This is a genomic window from Streptomyces sp. RKAG337, from assembly GCF_023701715.1.
Lineage (GTDB): Bacteria > Actinomycetota > Actinomycetes > Streptomycetales > Streptomycetaceae > Actinacidiphila.
Map to the genome: position 1 here is coordinate 4642945 of NZ_JAJOZA010000001.1, position 15441 is coordinate 4658385.

17 protein-coding genes are annotated in these 15441 nt (G+C 68.7%); 11 read left to right on the plus strand and 6 right to left on the minus strand.

What is annotated here, in order from left to right; translation table 11 throughout:
- Positions 1 to 223 precede the first annotated feature (223 nt).
- Positions 224 to 2596, plus strand: a complete 2373-nt coding sequence (locus LNW73_RS20610; protein WP_374117273.1) for an immune inhibitor A domain-containing protein — start codon at positions 224 to 226, stop codon at positions 2594 to 2596.
- Between the two features lie 68 nt (positions 2597 to 2664).
- A complete protein-coding gene (locus LNW73_RS20615) occupies positions 2665 to 2973 on the plus strand; it encodes a hypothetical protein (protein ID WP_138356592.1) in 309 nt (102 codons plus the stop codon).
- A gap of 81 nt (positions 2974 to 3054) precedes the next feature.
- On the opposite strand, the gene LNW73_RS20620 is transcribed toward LNW73_RS20615, so the two are convergent.
- Entirely contained in the window at positions 3055 to 3645 is a 591-nt protein-coding gene (locus LNW73_RS20620; RefSeq protein ID WP_250976073.1) for an isochorismatase family protein, read from the minus strand.
- A gap of 118 nt (positions 3646 to 3763) precedes the next feature.
- Positions 3764 to 5092: a nicotinate phosphoribosyltransferase gene (locus LNW73_RS20625; RefSeq protein WP_250976072.1), complete on the minus strand. Its 1329-nt coding sequence runs from the start codon at positions 5090 to 5092 to the stop codon at positions 3764 to 3766.
- A 102-nt stretch (positions 5093 to 5194) separates the two neighbouring features.
- Between LNW73_RS20625 and clpS the strand changes: the two genes are divergently transcribed.
- From clpS to LNW73_RS20660, 7 genes are all read left to right on the plus strand, one after another.
- Entirely contained in the window at positions 5195 to 5551 is a 357-nt protein-coding gene (gene clpS, locus LNW73_RS20630) for an ATP-dependent Clp protease adapter ClpS (RefSeq protein WP_250990915.1), read from the plus strand.
- Positions 5551 to 6084 carry a DUF2017 domain-containing protein gene (locus tag LNW73_RS20635; RefSeq protein ID WP_250990916.1) on the plus strand — a complete coding sequence of 178 codons (534 nt, stop codon included), beginning with the start codon at positions 5551 to 5553 and terminating at the stop codon, positions 6082 to 6084. Before clpS ends, LNW73_RS20635 begins: the two co-directional genes overlap by 1 nt.
- 263 nt (positions 6085 to 6347) lie before the next feature.
- Positions 6348 to 7817, plus strand: a complete 1470-nt coding sequence (locus tag LNW73_RS20640) for an amino acid permease (protein WP_250976069.1) — start codon at positions 6348 to 6350, stop codon at positions 7815 to 7817.
- A 134-nt stretch (positions 7818 to 7951) separates the two neighbouring features.
- The gene (locus LNW73_RS20645; RefSeq protein WP_138356598.1) at positions 7952 to 8362 is read left to right on the plus strand and encodes a Mov34/MPN/PAD-1 family protein; all 411 of its coding nucleotides are present in this window, start codon (positions 7952 to 7954) and stop codon (positions 8360 to 8362) included.
- A gap of 58 nt (positions 8363 to 8420) precedes the next feature.
- Entirely contained in the window at positions 8421 to 8564 is a 144-nt protein-coding gene (locus tag LNW73_RS20650) for a putative leader peptide (RefSeq protein ID WP_374118141.1), read from the plus strand.
- Between the two features lie 92 nt (positions 8565 to 8656).
- The gene (locus LNW73_RS20655) at positions 8657 to 8962 is read left to right on the plus strand and encodes a MoaD/ThiS family protein (RefSeq protein ID WP_250976067.1); all 306 of its coding nucleotides are present in this window, start codon (positions 8657 to 8659) and stop codon (positions 8960 to 8962) included.
- Entirely contained in the window at positions 8962 to 9912 is a 951-nt protein-coding gene (locus LNW73_RS20660; protein ID WP_250976066.1) for a PLP-dependent cysteine synthase family protein, read from the plus strand. The genes LNW73_RS20655 and LNW73_RS20660 overlap by 1 nt, the downstream gene beginning before the upstream one ends.
- Before the next feature lie 55 nt (positions 9913 to 9967).
- Here LNW73_RS20660 and LNW73_RS20665 read toward each other — a convergent pair whose 3' ends face one another.
- Positions 9968 to 10432, minus strand: coding sequence for a type II toxin-antitoxin system PemK/MazF family toxin (locus LNW73_RS20665; protein ID WP_250976065.1), 465 nt, complete (start codon positions 10430 to 10432; stop codon positions 9968 to 9970).
- Between the two features lie 225 nt (positions 10433 to 10657).
- On the opposite strand from LNW73_RS20665, the gene LNW73_RS20670 reads away from it, so the two are divergent.
- Positions 10658 to 11410: an MBL fold metallo-hydrolase gene (locus LNW73_RS20670; protein WP_250976064.1), complete on the plus strand. Its 753-nt coding sequence runs from the start codon at positions 10658 to 10660 to the stop codon at positions 11408 to 11410.
- Positions 11411 to 11444: 34 nt separating this feature from the next.
- On the opposite strand, the gene LNW73_RS20675 is transcribed toward LNW73_RS20670, so the two are convergent.
- From LNW73_RS20675 to LNW73_RS20685, 3 genes are all read right to left on the minus strand, one after another.
- Positions 11445 to 11999 (minus strand): Uma2 family endonuclease, encoded by a 555-nt coding sequence (locus tag LNW73_RS20675; protein WP_250990918.1) that lies wholly within the window; start codon positions 11997 to 11999, stop codon positions 11445 to 11447.
- A gap of 144 nt (positions 12000 to 12143) precedes the next feature.
- Positions 12144 to 13394, minus strand: coding sequence for a PTS transporter subunit EIIC (locus tag LNW73_RS20680; RefSeq protein ID WP_250976063.1), 1251 nt, complete (start codon positions 13392 to 13394; stop codon positions 12144 to 12146).
- Positions 13395 to 13613: 219 nt separating this feature from the next.
- A complete protein-coding gene (locus LNW73_RS20685) occupies positions 13614 to 14912 on the minus strand; it encodes a PTS transporter subunit EIIC (protein WP_250990919.1) in 1299 nt (432 codons plus the stop codon).
- 237 nt (positions 14913 to 15149) lie between these two features.
- Here LNW73_RS20685 and LNW73_RS20690 point away from each other — a divergent pair, with 237 nt between their 5' ends.
- Positions 15150 to 15389, plus strand: coding sequence for a glucose PTS transporter subunit EIIB (locus LNW73_RS20690; protein WP_138356607.1), 240 nt, complete (start codon positions 15150 to 15152; stop codon positions 15387 to 15389).
- Positions 15390 to 15441 lie beyond the last annotated feature (52 nt).

Consider the following 15441-nt stretch of genomic DNA (forward strand, 5'->3'; position numbering starts at 1 on the left):
TTGGTAAGCGTGACCTAACCCACGGTGGGGGAGCACAGGGGGGCGCACGGAATCTCGACCCGGTCCACCCGTCTCAACTGGCAGACGGTCCACCTGGGTTGATGTCCGTTATCCGGACCTCAAAAGCCGGTCAACGTACTGGTCTGCCATGAGCAAGTCAAGACCTGTCTTTTCTTCCGGCACTTAGATGCAATGGCATCTCCCAAGGGGAGGTCAAGACATCTTGAAGAATCTTCGCAGCAACATCAGACCCGCCACCCTCGCGGTGGCGCTCGTCGCACTCGGTGCGATGGCAATGCCCGCGACCTTGGCCGCAGCCGCTCCCGCGGCGGGCAACGAGGCGCAGGCGAGCCACGATCCGATGCAGGCGCCGACCGGCAAGGCGCCGGCCGGCACCAAGGCCAAGGTCGACGACGACCGTCTCGGCCCGCTCGGGCGCGAGCAGGCGGTACGCCGGCAGGACGCCCTGCAGAAGGTGATCGCGGGGGACCTCACGGTCCAGGACAGCGGCCGTTCCAAGGTTGCCAAACTCAGCGCGGGCAAATACGTCGAGCTGAGCCGCGAGAAGACCGACAAGATCTTCGTGATCCTCGCCGAGTTCGGCGACAAGGTCGACCCGCAGTACGGCGGCACCGTCGGACCGCTGCACAACCAGATAGCGGAACCCGACCGTTCCACGGACAACAGCACCGCCTGGCAGAAGGACTACAACGCGCAGTCCTTCCAGGACCTCTACTTCTCCCACGACCCCAAGAAGGAGTCGGTGGCGAAGTACTACGAGAAGCAGTCCTCCGGCCGCTACTCGGTCAACGGCGAGGTCTCCGACTGGGTCAAGGTCGACTACAACGAGGCCCGTTACGGCAACAACAAGTGCGGCGCCACCAACTGCGCCACCGTCGAGGACCTGGTCCGCGACGGCACCGCGCAGTGGGCCGCGGACCAGAAGGCCAAGGGCCGCACCGCCGCGCAGATCAAGACGGACCTGGCCCAGTACGACCAGTGGGACCGTTACGACTTCGACCACGACGGCAACTTCAACGAGCCCGACGGTTACATCGACCACTTCCAGATCGTGCACGCGGGCGAGGACGAGTCCGCGGGCGGCGGCGTCCAGGGCACCGACGCGCTGTGGGCCCACCGCGGCTACGCCTACCAGGGTGACGAGGGCTTCTCCGGCCCGGCCGGCAACCAGCTCGGCGGCACCCCGATCGGCGACACCGGCATCTGGGTCGGCGACTACACCATGCAGCCGGAGAACGGCGGCCTGGGCGTCTACGCCCACGAGTACGGCCACGACCTCGGCCTGCCCGACCTGTACGACACCACGTACATCGGCGAGAACGGCACCGCCTTCTGGTCGCTGATGTCGTCCGGCTCCTGGCTCTCCAACGGCACCACCGACATCGGGTCGCTGCCCGGTGACATGGACGCCTGGGACAAGATGCAGCTCGGCTGGCTGAAGTACGACACCGCCAAGGCCGCCAAGCTCTCCACGCACAAGCTCGGCGTCGCCGAGTACAACACCAAGGACCCGCAGGGCCTGGTCGTGACGCTGCCGTCGAAGAGCGTCACCACCGCGATCACCACGCCCTTCGCGGGCACCAAGCAGTGGTGGAGCGGCTCGGGCAACGACCTGCGCAACACCCTGACCCGCCACGTCGACCTCACCGGCAAGACGTCCGCCGCCCTGTCGTTCAAGGGCTGGTACGACACCGAGGACGGCTACGACTACCTCTACACCGAGGTGTCCACCAACGGCGGCGTCAACTGGGCCCCGATCGACGGCACCATCGACGGCCAGCCCATCACCCGCAACGGCAGTGGCCGCCCGGCCATGACCGGCACCACGGGTGGCTACAAGGACATGAACTACCCGCTCGACGCCTTCGCCGGAAAGCAGATCGAGCTGCGCTTCCGCTACCGCACCGACGGTGGTGTCGCGCAGAAGGGCTTCGCGGCCGACAACCTGACGATCACCGCCGACGGCGCGGCCGTCTTCACCGACGGTGCCGAGGGTGACGACAACGGCTGGACCGCGAACGGCTTCAGCCGCTCCGAGGCGTCCTTCACCAAGTCGTACCCGCAGTACTACATCGCGGAGAACCGCCAGTACGTCAGCTACGACAAGGTCCTGAAGACCGGTCCTTACAACTTCGGGTTCGGCACCGCCGCCCCGAAGAAGGTCGAGCACTACGCGTACCAGAACGGCCTGCTGATCTGGCTCTGGGACACCTCGCAGCTGGACAACAACGTCGGCGAGCACCCCGGCCACGGCCAGATCCTGCCGATCGACGCGCACGCCAAGCCCGACGCCTGGTCGGACGGCGCGCTGTTCCGCAACAAGATCCAGTCCGCGGACTCCACCTTCGGCTGGTACCCGACCGACGCCCTCACCGCGCACAAGAACGGCGTCGCCACGACGATCAAGTCCAAGCCGGGCGTCCCGGTCTTCGACGACCGCCACGGCACGTACTGGTACGACACCAACCCGTACGCGAGTGTCCAGGTGCCGAACACGAATACCCGCATTTCGATCCTGTTCGACTCCCCGAACGGACAGAACACGATCGTCGCTGTCAGCCCCGCAGGTCGCTGACCTGCGTTAACCCAGTGTTCGGCCCACGCCCTCTGGTGGGCGGGGGCCGATCACCGGATTATGTGGGCATGGCAGTCGGTGGATTCACCAAGCTTCCCAACGGCAACGTCGTCGTCGCTCTCAAGCTGCCCCACCCGGGCGGTGCGGAGGACAGCGTCCGCGTCATCGTGCACGCCCAGAACCGCCAGCGGGCGCTCACCCGGCTCCGGAATCTCGGCTTCCGGGCGGCCCGGCTCAGCGGTAACACCGAACCGCCGACGCCCGACGAGGTCACCGCCGTCCTGCACCACCCGGACGGCCTCGTCTGGCGCCACTCCGCGTCCGGCTCGGAAGAGCTCTGGCAGCCCTTCCGGGCCACCCACCGCCGCGCGGGCTGAGCGGGCGGGCGGCCCCGGCCTTCCGGGGCCGCCCGACCCGCCCGGAGCCGCTCAGGGCCGCCTGGGCCCCTCCGCCCCGCCTCAGGCCCCGACCGCGGGCTTTCCCGTCAGCCGGACGCCCGCGGCCAGCAGCTCGGCCAGCGCGCTCTCCGTGGTCGCCGGGGCGACACCCGCCGTCAGATCGAGCAGCACCTGCGTGACGAAGCCCTCCCGGGCCGCGTCCAGGGCCGTGGCCCGCACGCAGTGGTCGGTGGCGATCCCGACCACGTCCACCTCGGTGACGGCGCGCTCCCGCAGCCACTCGGTGAGCCCCAGGCCGTTCTCGTCCAGCCCCTCGAAGCCGCTGTAGGCGGCCGAGTACGCGCCCTTGTCGAAGACCGCGTCCACGGCGCCGGAGGCGACCGCCGGCGCGAAGTTCGGATGGAACCCGACGCCCTCGGTGCCCGCCACACAGTGCACGGGCCAGGACGTCACGAAGTCCGGCCGGTCCGAGAAGTGGTCCCCCGGATCGACGTGGTGGTCACGGGTGGCCACCACATGGCGGTAGCAGGCGGTGGCCTGCCCGACGAGATCGGTGATCGCGGCGGCCACGTCCGAGCCGCCGGCGACCGCGAGGCTGCCGCCCTCGCAGAAATCGTTCTGGACGTCCACGACGATCAGTGCGCGGTGCATTCGCGGTCCTCTTCGGTCGGCTGACCGCCGTGCGGGGACAGGCGGCACGCGTCGAGCGTAGGGACTCGGGCCCCGATCCGCGACAGTCCCGGCCCCGCCGTCCCCGGCGGCCGCCGCGTCACACCTGCTCCGTGGGGAGCACCGGCTCGCCGCGGGAGAGCTGCGAGGCGGACAGCGGCAGCCCCGCGCGTGCCTCGATGTGCCGGGTGCGGGCCGCCTCCAGCGGCTCGCGGCCGGTGATCTCCCCGCCGCGGACCAGCGGAACCAGCAGCTGCCGGTCCGCGAGCTCCGCCGGCACGGGCCCGGTGCCGACCACCTCGGCCTCCGCGACCCCGTCCTCGTCCAGCCGCCGGGCCGCCCACTTGCGGCCGCCGACGCTGCTCTTGGCGCCCATCGACTTCTTGGCGACGGCCACCATCGGCGCGTCCGGCTCGTTCGACGAGGCCCGGGAGACCAATTTGTAGACCATGGAGCAGGTCGGGTGGCCGCTGCCGGTCACCAGCGAGGTGCCGACGCCGTACGCGTCCACCGGCGCCGCCGCCAGCGAGGCGATGGCGTACTCGTCGAGATCGGAGGTCACCACGATCCGGGTGTCCTTGGCGCCGAGGTCGTCCAGTTGCTGCCGCACCCGGTGGGCGAGCAGCAGCAGGTCGCCGGAGTCGATGCGGACCGCGCCCAGCTCGGGCCCGGCGACCTCGACGGCGGTACGGACCGCCGACATCAGGTCGTAGGTGTCCACCAGCAGCGTCGTGCCCCGGCCCAGCGATTCCACCTGTGCGACGAAGGCGTCCCGCTCGGTGTCGTGCAGCAGGGTGAAGGCGTGCGCGGCCGTGCCGATCGTCGGCAGCCCGTAGCGGAAGCCGGCCGCCAGGTTCGAGGAGGACAGGAAGCCGCCGACGTACGCGGCCCGCGACGCGGCGACCGCCGCCAGTTCGTGCGCCCGCCGGGCGCCCATCTCCATCAGCGGACGGCCGCCGGCCGCGACCGCCATCCGCGACGCGGCCGCCGCGATCGCGGAGTCGTGGTTGAGGATCGACAGGATCACCGTCTCCAGGATCACCGCCTCGGCGAAGCTGCCCTCCACCCGCAGGATCGGCGAGCCGGGGAAGTACACCTCGCCCTCGGGGTAACCCCAGATGTCGCCGGTGAACCGGTACGTGGCCAGCCACTCCAACGTCGGCCCGTCCACCACGTTCTCGCGGGCGAGGAAGTCCAGCACATCGGCGTCGAAGCGGAAGTTCTCCACCGCGTCCAGCACCCGTCCGGTGCCGCAGACGACGCCGTACCGGCGGCCCTCCGGCAGCCGGCGGGTGAAGACCTCGAACACCGAGTGCCGGTGCGCCGCCCCGCTGCGCAGCGCGGCCTGCAACATCGTCAACTCGTACCGGTCGGTGAACAGCGCGGTGGACGGTACGGCCACCGGCAGCCCCAGATCTGCAGCGCTCATGGAACGGGATAGTACCCCGACTACTCGTCAGAGTGACGATTTCTCTGCGCTTCCGCGTCCATTTGTGCGAAGCGCCGCCATAGCGGCAGCATTGGAGGAGTGATGAGTGCCCGCCCGTCTCCCTCCCCCGCCCCTCCAAGGACGCGCTCCGCGCGCTGTTCTGTCGCCCCCGCAGAGATCGCACGGCCCGAGTCGACCGAGGCCCCCTTCGAAGTGCCCGACCCGGACGTCCCCTGGGTGACCCTGGTGCACAACGACCCCGTCAATCTCATGAGCTACGTGACGTACGTCTTCCAGGCGTACTTCGGATACTCCAAGGACAAGGCCGTCAAACTCATGAAGGACGTCCACCACAAGGGCCGCGCCGCCGTCTCCAGCGGCACCCGCGAAGAGATGGAGCGCGACGTGCAGGCGATGCACGGCTACGGCCTGTGGGCGACCCTGCAGCAGGACCGCTGATGGCCGGCTACTTCGAACCCGCCCCGGGCGGCGGCGCCGTCATCACCCTCGACACCGTCGAGATCTCCATCCTGCGCAGCCTCACCGTGCAGCTCCTGGAGATGATCGGCCCGGGGGAGGAGCCGGTCTCCGACGACCCGCTCGCCGCGCTGTTCCCGGCCGACGGGCCGACGAAGCCGCCGGCCGACCCGGCGCTGGCCCGGCTGTTCCCCGACGCCTACGAGGACACCGCCCAGTCCTCGGAGTTCCGCCGCTTCACCGAGAACGACCTGCGCACCCGCAAGCGCGAGGACGCGCTGGCCGTGGTCCGCTCCCTCGACGACGCCGCCCCTGAGCTGCTGCTCTCCCCCGAGGACGCCCGCCGCTGGCTCGGCGCCCTCAACGACCTGCGGCTGACCATCGGCACCCGGCTGGAGGTCACCGACGAGGACACCGAGCTCTACCGGCTGCCGGACGACGATCCGCTCAAGCCGATGGTGATGGCGTACCTGTGGCTCGGCGGTCTGCAGGAGACGCTGATCGAGACGCTGTGACGTCCCGCATTCGCTCAGCGGACGCTCAAATCCGGATAACGATCATGTCACCGTGATCATCCGATATGCCGCTTCACTTCACCTTCGGGGCGTTTTTCCTGTGACCCGCGCCACATCCGACCTTTCGGTTGGCGTCTCAGCCCGTGGTACTAATTCCGACCACTGGCCGGGACGCCATCCCTGTTCCGCCAGGCGCTGAGCCGGCCGATCGCCGGCTCGCAACTCCACTGTCCGGGGGATATGGAGAAAGGCGCACCACCACCATGCCGACGGAACACACCCGACACGAGGCAGCCGCGGCCGACGCGGCCGCCGCGCCGGTCACCGAAGAGGGCTACCAGCGAGGGCTCGGCAGCCGGCAGATCCAGATGATCGCCATCGGCGGTGCCATCGGCACCGGCCTCTTCCTGGGCGCCGGCAAGGCCATCCATCAGGCCGGACCGAGCCTGATCATGATGTACGCCATCGCCGGCGTCATCATCTTCTTCATCATGCGGGCGCTGGGCGAACTGCTCACCTACCGCCCCGTATCCGGCTCCTTCGCCGACTACGCCCGCGAGTTCCTGGGCCCGTTCTGGGGGTTCGTCACCGGCTGGACGTACTGGCTGATGTGGGTGGTGACCGGCATGGCCGAGGTCACCGCCGCCTCGGTGTACATCACCTACTGGTGGAAGGACATCCCGCAGTGGATCTCCGCCCTGATCTTCCTGCTGGTGCTCTTCGGAGTGAACCTCATCTCGGTGAAGGTCTTCGGCGAGGTCGAGTTCTGGTTCTCGATGATCAAGGTCACCGCGATCATCGGCATGATCCTCATCGGGATCGGCGTCCTGACCATCGGGTTCTCCGCCGCCGGCGACACCGCCTCGCTCAGCCATCTGTGGGGTGACGGCGGGGTCTTCCCCAACGGCGTCGGCAAGTCCCTCATGACGCTCCAGATCGTGATGTTCGCCTACCTCGCCGTCGAACTCGTCGGCGTCACCGCCGGTGAGGCCGAGAACCCCCGCGAGACCCTCCCCAAGGCCATCAACACGCTGCCCTGGCGGATCGGCGTGTTCTACGTCGGCGCGCTCATCGTGATCCTCGGCGTCGTCTCCTGGACCGAGTTCCAGCCGGGCGTCAGCCCGTTCGTGGCCGCCTTCGCCAAGATCGGCATCCCGTTCGGCGCGGCCATCGTGAACTTCGTGGTCCTCACCGCCGCCCTGTCGTCCTGCAACTCCGGCATGTACTCCACCGGCCGCATGCTGCGCGACCTGGCCGTCAACGGCCAGGGCCCCAGGGCCTTCGCCAAGCTCAACTCCCGCCAGACCCCGGCCGCCGGCATCCTCGTCTCCGTGGCCCTGATGGGCATCGGCGTCTGGATCAACTACGTCGACCCGGACGGTGCCTTCACCTACATCACCGCCTTCGCGACCGTCGCCGGCGTCTGGACCTGGGCGATGATCCTCATCTCCCATCTGCGCTACCGCGCGGCGGTCAAGGCCGGCCGCGCCGCCGAAGCCTGGTTCAAGGCGCCCGGCGCCCCGTACACCAGCTGGATCGCGCTGATCTTCCTGGCCGGCGTGATGGTCCTGATCGGCATTGACAAGGACGCACGGATTTCGCTCTACAGCGCCCCCGTGTGGTTCGCGATCCTCGGCATCGGGTACGCCTGGCTCAAGCGGAAGAACCCGGAGGCGTTCGCCCCCAAGCCGCACGTCGCCCCGGAACCCGCACTGGCCGACGCCGCGAGCTGAGCCACCGCGCGCCGAAACCACCACCTGCCGCGAAGGCCCGCCCCCGCACCCCTGGGGCGGGCCTTCGTACGCACTCCGCGCGCTGTCACCCCCACCCTTATGGCGAGCGCTTCGCGCCCTGTTAGCTTTTCGCCATGCTGACCATCACGCAGGAGATCCACGACGCGATCGTCGCCCACGCCCGCGCCGACCACCCCGACGAGGCGTGCGGCATCGTCGCGGGACCTGAGGGCAGCGGCCGTCCCGAGCGCTTCATCCCCATGCTGAACGCGGCCCGCTCACCCACGTTCTACGAGTTCGACTCCACCGACCTGCTCAAGCTCTACCGCGACCTGGACGACCGCGACGAGGAGCCGGTGATCGTCTACCACTCGCACACCGCCACCGAGGCGTACCCGTCCCGCACCGACATCACCTACGCGAACGAGCCGGGCGCGCACTACGTCCTGGTCTCCACCGCGGAGGAGTTCCAGTTCCGCTCGTTCCGCATCGTGGACGGGGTCGTGACCGAAGAAGACGTGCGGGTAGTGGCCTCCGGCGCCTGACGTCCGAATCGTGGGACGCCTGTCTCGGACGTCGCCCGGGAATCGATACGATGAGCCCATGGTTCCCCACGACGTGAAGAACAACCCGCCGGGCATGCTGCTCGTCGCGCGGCTGCACGTCGACCTCTGCCGTGTCGCCAGCTCTCTGGGGCATCCCCCGCGCAGCGTGGGGACCTGTCCGCGCCACGCGTTCTCTGCGTGACGCGCCCGCCCCCGCGCTCCCGGCCTCCGGTACGTCTGTGCCGTAGGTATGACGACTTGCCTCGCCCTACCCCCGACAGGAGAACACCACCCATGGCCATCGAGGTCCGCATTCCGACCATCCTCCGCACCTACACCGACGGCGCCAAGGCCGTCGACGGTGCGGGCAGCACGCTCGACGAACTCTTCTCGGACCTCGAGAGCCGGCACACCGGAATCCGCGAGCGCATCGTCGTCGACGGCGGCCTGCGCCGTTTCGTCAACGTCTACCTCAACGACGAGGACGTCCGCTTCCTCGACGGCATCAGCACCAAGCTCACCGACGGTGACAGCGTCACGATCCTCCCGGCCGTCGCCGGCGGCTCCAGCTCCGCGGCGATCGAAACGAACGCCGTCTGATGCGCTACGACAGCCCGCTGGCCGCGGTGGGCAACACCCCGCTCGTCCGCCTCCCGCGCCTGTCCCCGTCCGACGCCGTCAGCGTCTGGGCCAAACTGGAGGACCGCAACCCCACCGGCTCGATCAAGGACCGCCCCGCGCTCCACATGATCGAGCAGGCCGAGGCCACCGGCCGGCTCACCCCCGGCTGCACCATCCTCGAACCCACCTCGGGCAACACCGGCATCTCGCTGGCCATGGCCGCCCGCCTCAAGGGCTACCGCATCGTCTGCGTCATGCCCGAGAACACCTCGTCGGAGCGGCGCGAACTGCTCGCGATGTGGGGCGCCGAGATCATCTCCTCACCGGCCGCGGGCGGCTCCAACACCGCCGTCCGGATGGCGAAGGAGATCTCCGCCGAGCACCCCGACTGGGTGATGCTCTACCAGTACGGCAACCCCGCCAACGCGGGCGCCCACTACGCGACCACCGGCCCGGAGATCCTCACGGACCTCCCCACCATCACCCACTTCGTCGCCGGCCTGGGCACCACCGGCACCCTGATGGGCGTCGGCCGCTACCTGCGCGAGAAGGTCCCCGGAGTCGCCATCGTCGCCGCCGAGCCCCGCTACGACGACATCGTCTACGGCCTGCGCAACCTCGACGAGGGCTTCGTCCCCGAGCTCTACGACGAGTCCGTCCTCACCACCCGCTTCTCCGTCGGCTCCGAGGACGCCGTCCGCCGCACCCGCGAGCTCCTCCAGCAGGAGGGCATCTTCGCCGGCGTCTCCACCGGCGCGGCCCTGCACGCCGCACTCGGCGTCGCCGCCAAGGCCCACAAGGCGGGGGAGCGCGCCGACATCGTCTTCGTCGTCGCCGACGGCGGCTGGAAGTACCTCTCCACCGGCATCTACACCGCCCCCAGCACCGAAGCCGCGGTCGAACAGCTGCACGGCCAGCTCTGGGCCTGACCACCCCCGCGCACCCGTGCGGCGCCGGCCGGCCCACCCGGGCGGCCGGCCGCGGTCAGCGCACCATCCGCCGCACCTGCTGCCACAGCGCGGCGTCCAGCACGCCCGCCCGGCGGCGGAACGCCGCGGAACGCACCTCCCGCAGCTCGTCGGTCTCCAGATAACTCGTACGGCCCTGCGCGTCGCCCACGGTTCCCGGCGGCAGGGCGATCACCCCCGGCAGCTCCTCGTGGAACTTGCTGGTGATCTTCGCGACGCGCACCGTGCCGCCCTTCACGGACAGCACCAGACACGGCCGGTCCTTCGCCCCGGACCCGTCCTCGAACGGCACGTTCGCCCACCAGATCTCCCCCGCGGCCGGCGCCCGCCGCCCGCCACGCCCGGGCCCCGGACGATCCGCCGCGCGCGGCGGCCGCACCGGACCACCCGGCCGCCGGCGCCCCGCCGACCGCCTCCACGCCGTGAAAACAGCCAGTACGACCACGGCCGCGACCGCCACCAACCACCAGGTCATGTCCATATGGGCTCCCACAGTCGAAAATCTGTCGAAGAAGATCCTCAATCGGAACCGACCGTACCGGCCGCCCCTCGTACTGGTGATTCCGCCCACAACAGGGCACTGAGGAGGCGCGTCGGCCCGCCCCGCGCCTTACTCTCGTCAACACATGGCGGACCGCACCCGCCTAACCCCCCACTCCAACCGGTATGGGGGCGATCTGTGGCGCGCCCACGGAGGTTTCACGGCATGAAGCTCACCGTCGTCGGCTGCTCGGGGTCGTTCCCGTCCGCGGAATCGGCCTGCTCGAGCTACCTCGTCGAGGCCGACGGCTTCCGGCTGCTGCTCGACATGGGCAACGGAGCCCTGGGCGAACTGCAGCGCCACTGCGGCCTCTACGACCTGGACGCGGTCCTGCTCAGCCATCTGCACGCCGATCACTGCATCGACATGTGCGGCTACTTCGTGGCCCGTTACTACCGCCACGACGGCGGCCCCGCCGACGCCATCCCCGTCTACGGCCCCGAAGGCACCGAACGCCGGCTCTCCACCGCCTACGGCGACATGCCCGACGAGAAGTGCATGAGCGAGGTCTTCGACTTCCGCACCCTGGAACCCGGCAGCTTCACGCTCGGCCCCTTCACCATCACCACCGACCGGGTCAGCCACCCCGTCGAGGCGTTCGGCTTCCGCATCGAACACGCCGGCCGGACCCTGACGTACTCCGGCGACACCGGCCCCTGCGACGCCCTGCTCGGCCTCGCCGAAGGCACCGACCTCTTCCTGTGCGAAGCCTCCTTCACCCACGGCAAGGAAGACATCCCCGACCTGCACCTCAACGGCAGCCAGGCCGGCGAACACGCCGACCGCGCCGGCGCCGGGCGCCTCGTCCTCACCCACATCCCGCCGTGGACCGACCCCGCCCGCAACCTCACCGACGCCCGCGCGGTCTTCGACGGCCCGGTGGAACTCGCCACGTCGGGCGCGGTGTACGAGATCTGAGCCTGCCGGCACCGATCCGCCGCGCGAGCCCGACTCAGAATTCGGACGTGTCCAGGTCCAGATCGAAGGGCTCGGGAAGCCGGATCACCCGGCCGAACGGATGCGGCCCCTCCGCGTGCGTGTACCCGAGCCGCGACGGCTCCGAGTAGAGCGTGCACGTTCGCTCCTGGCGGTCCACCAGCAGATACAGCGGCGCGCCGTACTCGGCGTAGCGGCGCCGCTTGACCGTACGGTCGGGGTCCGCGTTGGACTCCGACGTCACCTCGACGACCAGCAGCGTCTGATCCGGCAGCAGCGCCCCGGCCCCTTTGGTCAGCGCGCGCGGAACCACCGCCACATCGGGCACGTACCAGTTGCTGCTGCCCGGAAGATCCAGATTGCCCGAGCCCGAGACGCATTCCAGCCGACGCACGACCGGCCCGATCTGCTCACGGATGCTGTCGGCGGCGGCCTCATGATCCCAGCTCGGAGACACGGGCTCGATGACTCCCTCGATGATCTGGACGCGATCGCCCTTGATGTGCTGGATGGCGAATTTCAGAGCCGCTTCCGGATCGACGTCGGCGTAGGCATGCGATTCGGCACTCACAGCTCCTCCTTGCACGAGGGCGGCCCGTTCCGGACGCCGGTCTCCTCACTCACCGTAACAGCGCGAGGCCCCCGGAACCGTACGGTTCCGGGGGCCTCGCGCTGTTCTCGACGAGCGGTTCTCAACGAGCGGGGTTCACATGGCTCACGCCTTGGTGAGGTCCTCGATCTCCTCCTCGGGCTCGCGGCCCGGGGTGGTGAGGTTGAACTTGGTGATCGCGAAGCGGAAGACCACGTAGTAGATCACCGCGAAGCAGAGCCCGATGGGAATGATCAGCCACGGCTGTGTCGCGAACTTCCAGTTCAGGACGTAGTCGATGGCTCCCGCGGAGAACGTGAAGCCGTCGTGCACACCCAGGGCCCAGGTGACCGCCATCGAGACGGCGGTGAGGACCGCGTGGATCGCGTACAGCACGGGGGCGATGAACATGAACGAGAATTCGATCGGCTCGGTGATGCCCGTGACGAACGAGGTCAGCGCGAGCGACATCATCATGCCCATGACGGCCTTGCGGCGCTCGGGGCGGGCACAGTGCGCGATGGCCAGGGCGGCGGCCGGCAGGGCGAACATCATGATCGGGAAGAAGCCCGACATGAACTGTCCGGCGGAGGCGTCGCCGTGGAAGAAGCGGTTGAGGTCGCCGTGCCACACCGCGCCGGCGGCGTCGGTGTGACTGCCGATCTCCTGCCAGGCGACCGTGTTGACGAACTGGTGCATACCGATCGGGAGCAGCGCGCGGTTGATCAGGCCGAAGATGCCGGCGCCGACGGCGCCCAGACCGGTCATCCACTCGCCGAAGTCGGTGATGACGTCACCGATCGGACCCCAGCACAGGCCGAATATGACGCCCATGAGGGTGCCGACGAAGGCCATGATGATCGGGACGAGACGGCGGCCGTTGAAGAAGCCCAGCCAGTCCACCAGCTTGGTGCGGTGGAAGCGCTGCCACAGGACCGCGGACAGCAGGCCCATGATGATGCCGCCGAAGACCTTCGGGTCGTTGTACGTCGCGGCGACGTCCGCACCGGCCTGGATCTTGGCGTCGGTGACGGGGAACGCGGTCAGCACGTTCTTGTAGACCAGGAAGCCGACCAGCGCGGCGAGCGCGGTCGAGCCGTCGGCCTTCTTCGCGAAGCCGATGGCCACGCCGATACAGAACAGCAGCGGGAGGTTGGAGAAGACCGCGTCACCGGCGGTGGCGAAGACCGTGGCGACCTTCCCCCAGCCGAGACCGTCGGCCCCGAACACATCGGGCTGGCCGAGGCGGAGCAGGATGCCCGCGGCCGGCAGAACGGCGATCGGCAGCTGGAGGCTGCGACCGACCTTCTGCAGACCGGAAAAGAGACCGGAGCCCCGCTTCTTCGCGGGGGCCGCCGTAGCGGTGGCCGTACTCATCAGATTCCTCCTGGTGAGGCGGGCACTTCAAGGGGGACGGCCCGCCGCTATGGTCTATACCACTGAGTGGTGTAGACCAGTTTTAACACGTCGGGGCGGGATAAAGGAATCCCCAGTTCCGGTGGTCTAAACCACATGCCGAACGGCCCCCGGGTCCAAGGACTCGGGGGCCGTTCGAGGCGGGACTTTATGCCCGGATTTCTCCGGTCCGCTCACGCACTACTTGATGTTCTCCTGCACCAGTTCCTCCTCGACCTCCTCCGGCTCACGGCCGGGCGTCGCGAGGTTGAATTTGGTGATCACGAAGCGGAAGAGGACGTAGTACACCACCCCGAAGGCGAGCCCGATCGGAATGATCATCCAGGGCTTGGTGGCCAGCCCCCAGTTGATGACGTAGTCGATCAGACCCGCCGAGAAGCTGAAGCCGTCATGGACCCCCAGCCCCCAGGTGACCGCCATCGAGACACCGGTCAGCACCGCATGGATCGCGAACAGCAGAGGGGCGATGAACAGGAACGAGTACTCGATCGGCTCCGTGATACCGGTGATCAGCGACGTCAGACCGATCGACAGCATCATGCCGCTGACCTCCTTGCGGCGGTGCGGCTTGGCGCAGTGCGCCATCGCCAGCGCGGCGGCCGGCAGCGCGAACATCATGATCGGGAAGAAGCCCGAGGTGAACTGACCCGCGGTCGGGTCACCCGCCAGGAACCGGGTGATGTCGCCGTGCACGACCGTCCCGTCCGGCTTGGTGAAGTTGCCGAACTGGAACCACACGAACACGTTCAGGAACTGATGCAGACCGATCGTCAGCAGCGCGCGGTTGGCGACACCGAAGATGCCAGAACCGCCCGAACCCAGGTCCACCAGCCACTCGCTGAAACTGGTGAGCGCATCCCCGATCGGCGGCCAGATCCACAGGCAGAGCACCGCGAAGACGATCGCCACGAACGACATGATGATCGGCACCAGTCGGCGGCCGTTGAAGAACCCGAGCCAGTCCACCAGCTTGGTGCGGTGGTACCGCTGCCAGAAGTAGGCCGTCGCCAGACCGATCACGATGCCGCCGAAAACCCCCGGATTCTGGTAAGCGGCCGCGGTGACCGACGTGCCCGCGAGACAGACCCCCTGAAGGAAGTCGCCGGCCTCGCAGTCCTGCGGGAACTGCCGCAGCACGTTGTAGTAGACGAGGAAGCCCGCGACCGCCGCCAGCGCGGTCGAGCCGTCCGCCTTCTTGGCCATACCGATCGCCACACCCACGGCGAACAGCATCGGCAGACCCAGCGAACCGTCCAGCAGCGCCCCGCCGGCACCCGCGAAGACCTTCGCGACCTTGTCCCAGCCCAGCCCGTCCGCGCCGAAGACATCCGGTTGGCCGAGCCGGTTCAGGATGCCCGCCGCGGGAAGCACCGCGATCGGCAACTGCAGGCTGCGCCCCATCTTCTGCAGCCCCTGGAAGAAGACGCTGGTCCACTTCTTCCGGGGTTGCTGCCCGACGGCGGCGTTCTCCGAACTCATCGGTGGCCTCCTGGTGGCTGCCGGCCCGGCAGCTGTCGCGTCGCCTGTGTTTTGTCGCCAGGCCCAAAGTGGTGTAGACCATTTACGACGTGGGTGGCACTACGCCCCCGAGGGCACGGCACCAGTGATCGTTATCTTTCGTCACAAACCGGAACCCTGCCCGCGAAGATGGGCCAAACGTGCGTTACCGTTTGAAACCGGGCCGGGCCGCCGGGCCGAGACACTCAGGAGTGAGCAATGGCCACCAAGGCTGAGCAGATCGTCGCCGGACTCGGCGGACTCGACAACATCGAAGAGGTCGAGGGCTGCATCACCCGCCTCCGCACCGAGGTGAAGGACCCCGGCCTCGTCGACGAGGCCGCCCTCAAGAAGGCCGGCGCCCACGGCGTCGTCAAGATGGGCACCGCGATCCAGGTCGTCATCGGCACCGACGCCGACCCCATCGCCGCCGACATCGAAGACATGATGGACAACTGAGCTCACCGGACAACTGAGCCCACAGCACAACTGAGCTCACCCCTCAGCGCAC

What these genes read in the sequence shown, in the direction of transcription:
- LNW73_RS20615 (WP_138356592.1), top strand. Translation starts at nt 2,665, where the DNA reads ATGGCAGTCGGTGGATTCACCAAGCTTCCCAACGGCAACGTCGTCGTC.
- LNW73_RS20620 (WP_250976073.1), bottom strand. Translation starts at nt 3,645, where the DNA reads ATGCACCGCGCACTGATCGTCGTGGACGTCCAGAACGATTTCTGCGAG.
- LNW73_RS20625 (WP_250976072.1), bottom strand. Translation starts at nt 5,092, where the DNA reads ATGAGCGCTGCAGATCTGGGGCTGCCGGTGGCCGTACCGTCCACCGCG.
- clpS (WP_250990915.1), top strand. Translation starts at nt 5,195, where the DNA reads ATGAGTGCCCGCCCGTCTCCCTCCCCCGCCCCTCCAAGGACGCGCTCC.
- LNW73_RS20635 (WP_250990916.1), top strand. Translation starts at nt 5,551, where the DNA reads ATGGCCGGCTACTTCGAACCCGCCCCGGGCGGCGGCGCCGTCATCACC.
- LNW73_RS20640 (WP_250976069.1), top strand. Translation starts at nt 6,348, where the DNA reads ATGCCGACGGAACACACCCGACACGAGGCAGCCGCGGCCGACGCGGCC.
- LNW73_RS20645 (WP_138356598.1), top strand. Translation starts at nt 7,952, where the DNA reads ATGCTGACCATCACGCAGGAGATCCACGACGCGATCGTCGCCCACGCC.
- LNW73_RS20650 (WP_374118141.1), top strand. Translation starts at nt 8,421, where the DNA reads ATGGTTCCCCACGACGTGAAGAACAACCCGCCGGGCATGCTGCTCGTC.
- LNW73_RS20655 (WP_250976067.1), top strand. Translation starts at nt 8,657, where the DNA reads ATGGCCATCGAGGTCCGCATTCCGACCATCCTCCGCACCTACACCGAC.
- LNW73_RS20660 (WP_250976066.1), top strand. Translation starts at nt 8,962, where the DNA reads ATGCGCTACGACAGCCCGCTGGCCGCGGTGGGCAACACCCCGCTCGTC.
- LNW73_RS20665 (WP_250976065.1), bottom strand. Translation starts at nt 10,432, where the DNA reads ATGGACATGACCTGGTGGTTGGTGGCGGTCGCGGCCGTGGTCGTACTG.
- LNW73_RS20670 (WP_250976064.1), top strand. Translation starts at nt 10,658, where the DNA reads ATGAAGCTCACCGTCGTCGGCTGCTCGGGGTCGTTCCCGTCCGCGGAA.
- LNW73_RS20680 (WP_250976063.1), bottom strand. Translation starts at nt 13,394, where the DNA reads ATGAGTACGGCCACCGCTACGGCGGCCCCCGCGAAGAAGCGGGGCTCC.
- LNW73_RS20685 (WP_250990919.1), bottom strand. Translation starts at nt 14,912, where the DNA reads ATGAGTTCGGAGAACGCCGCCGTCGGGCAGCAACCCCGGAAGAAGTGG.
- LNW73_RS20690 (WP_138356607.1), top strand. Translation starts at nt 15,150, where the DNA reads ATGGCCACCAAGGCTGAGCAGATCGTCGCCGGACTCGGCGGACTCGAC.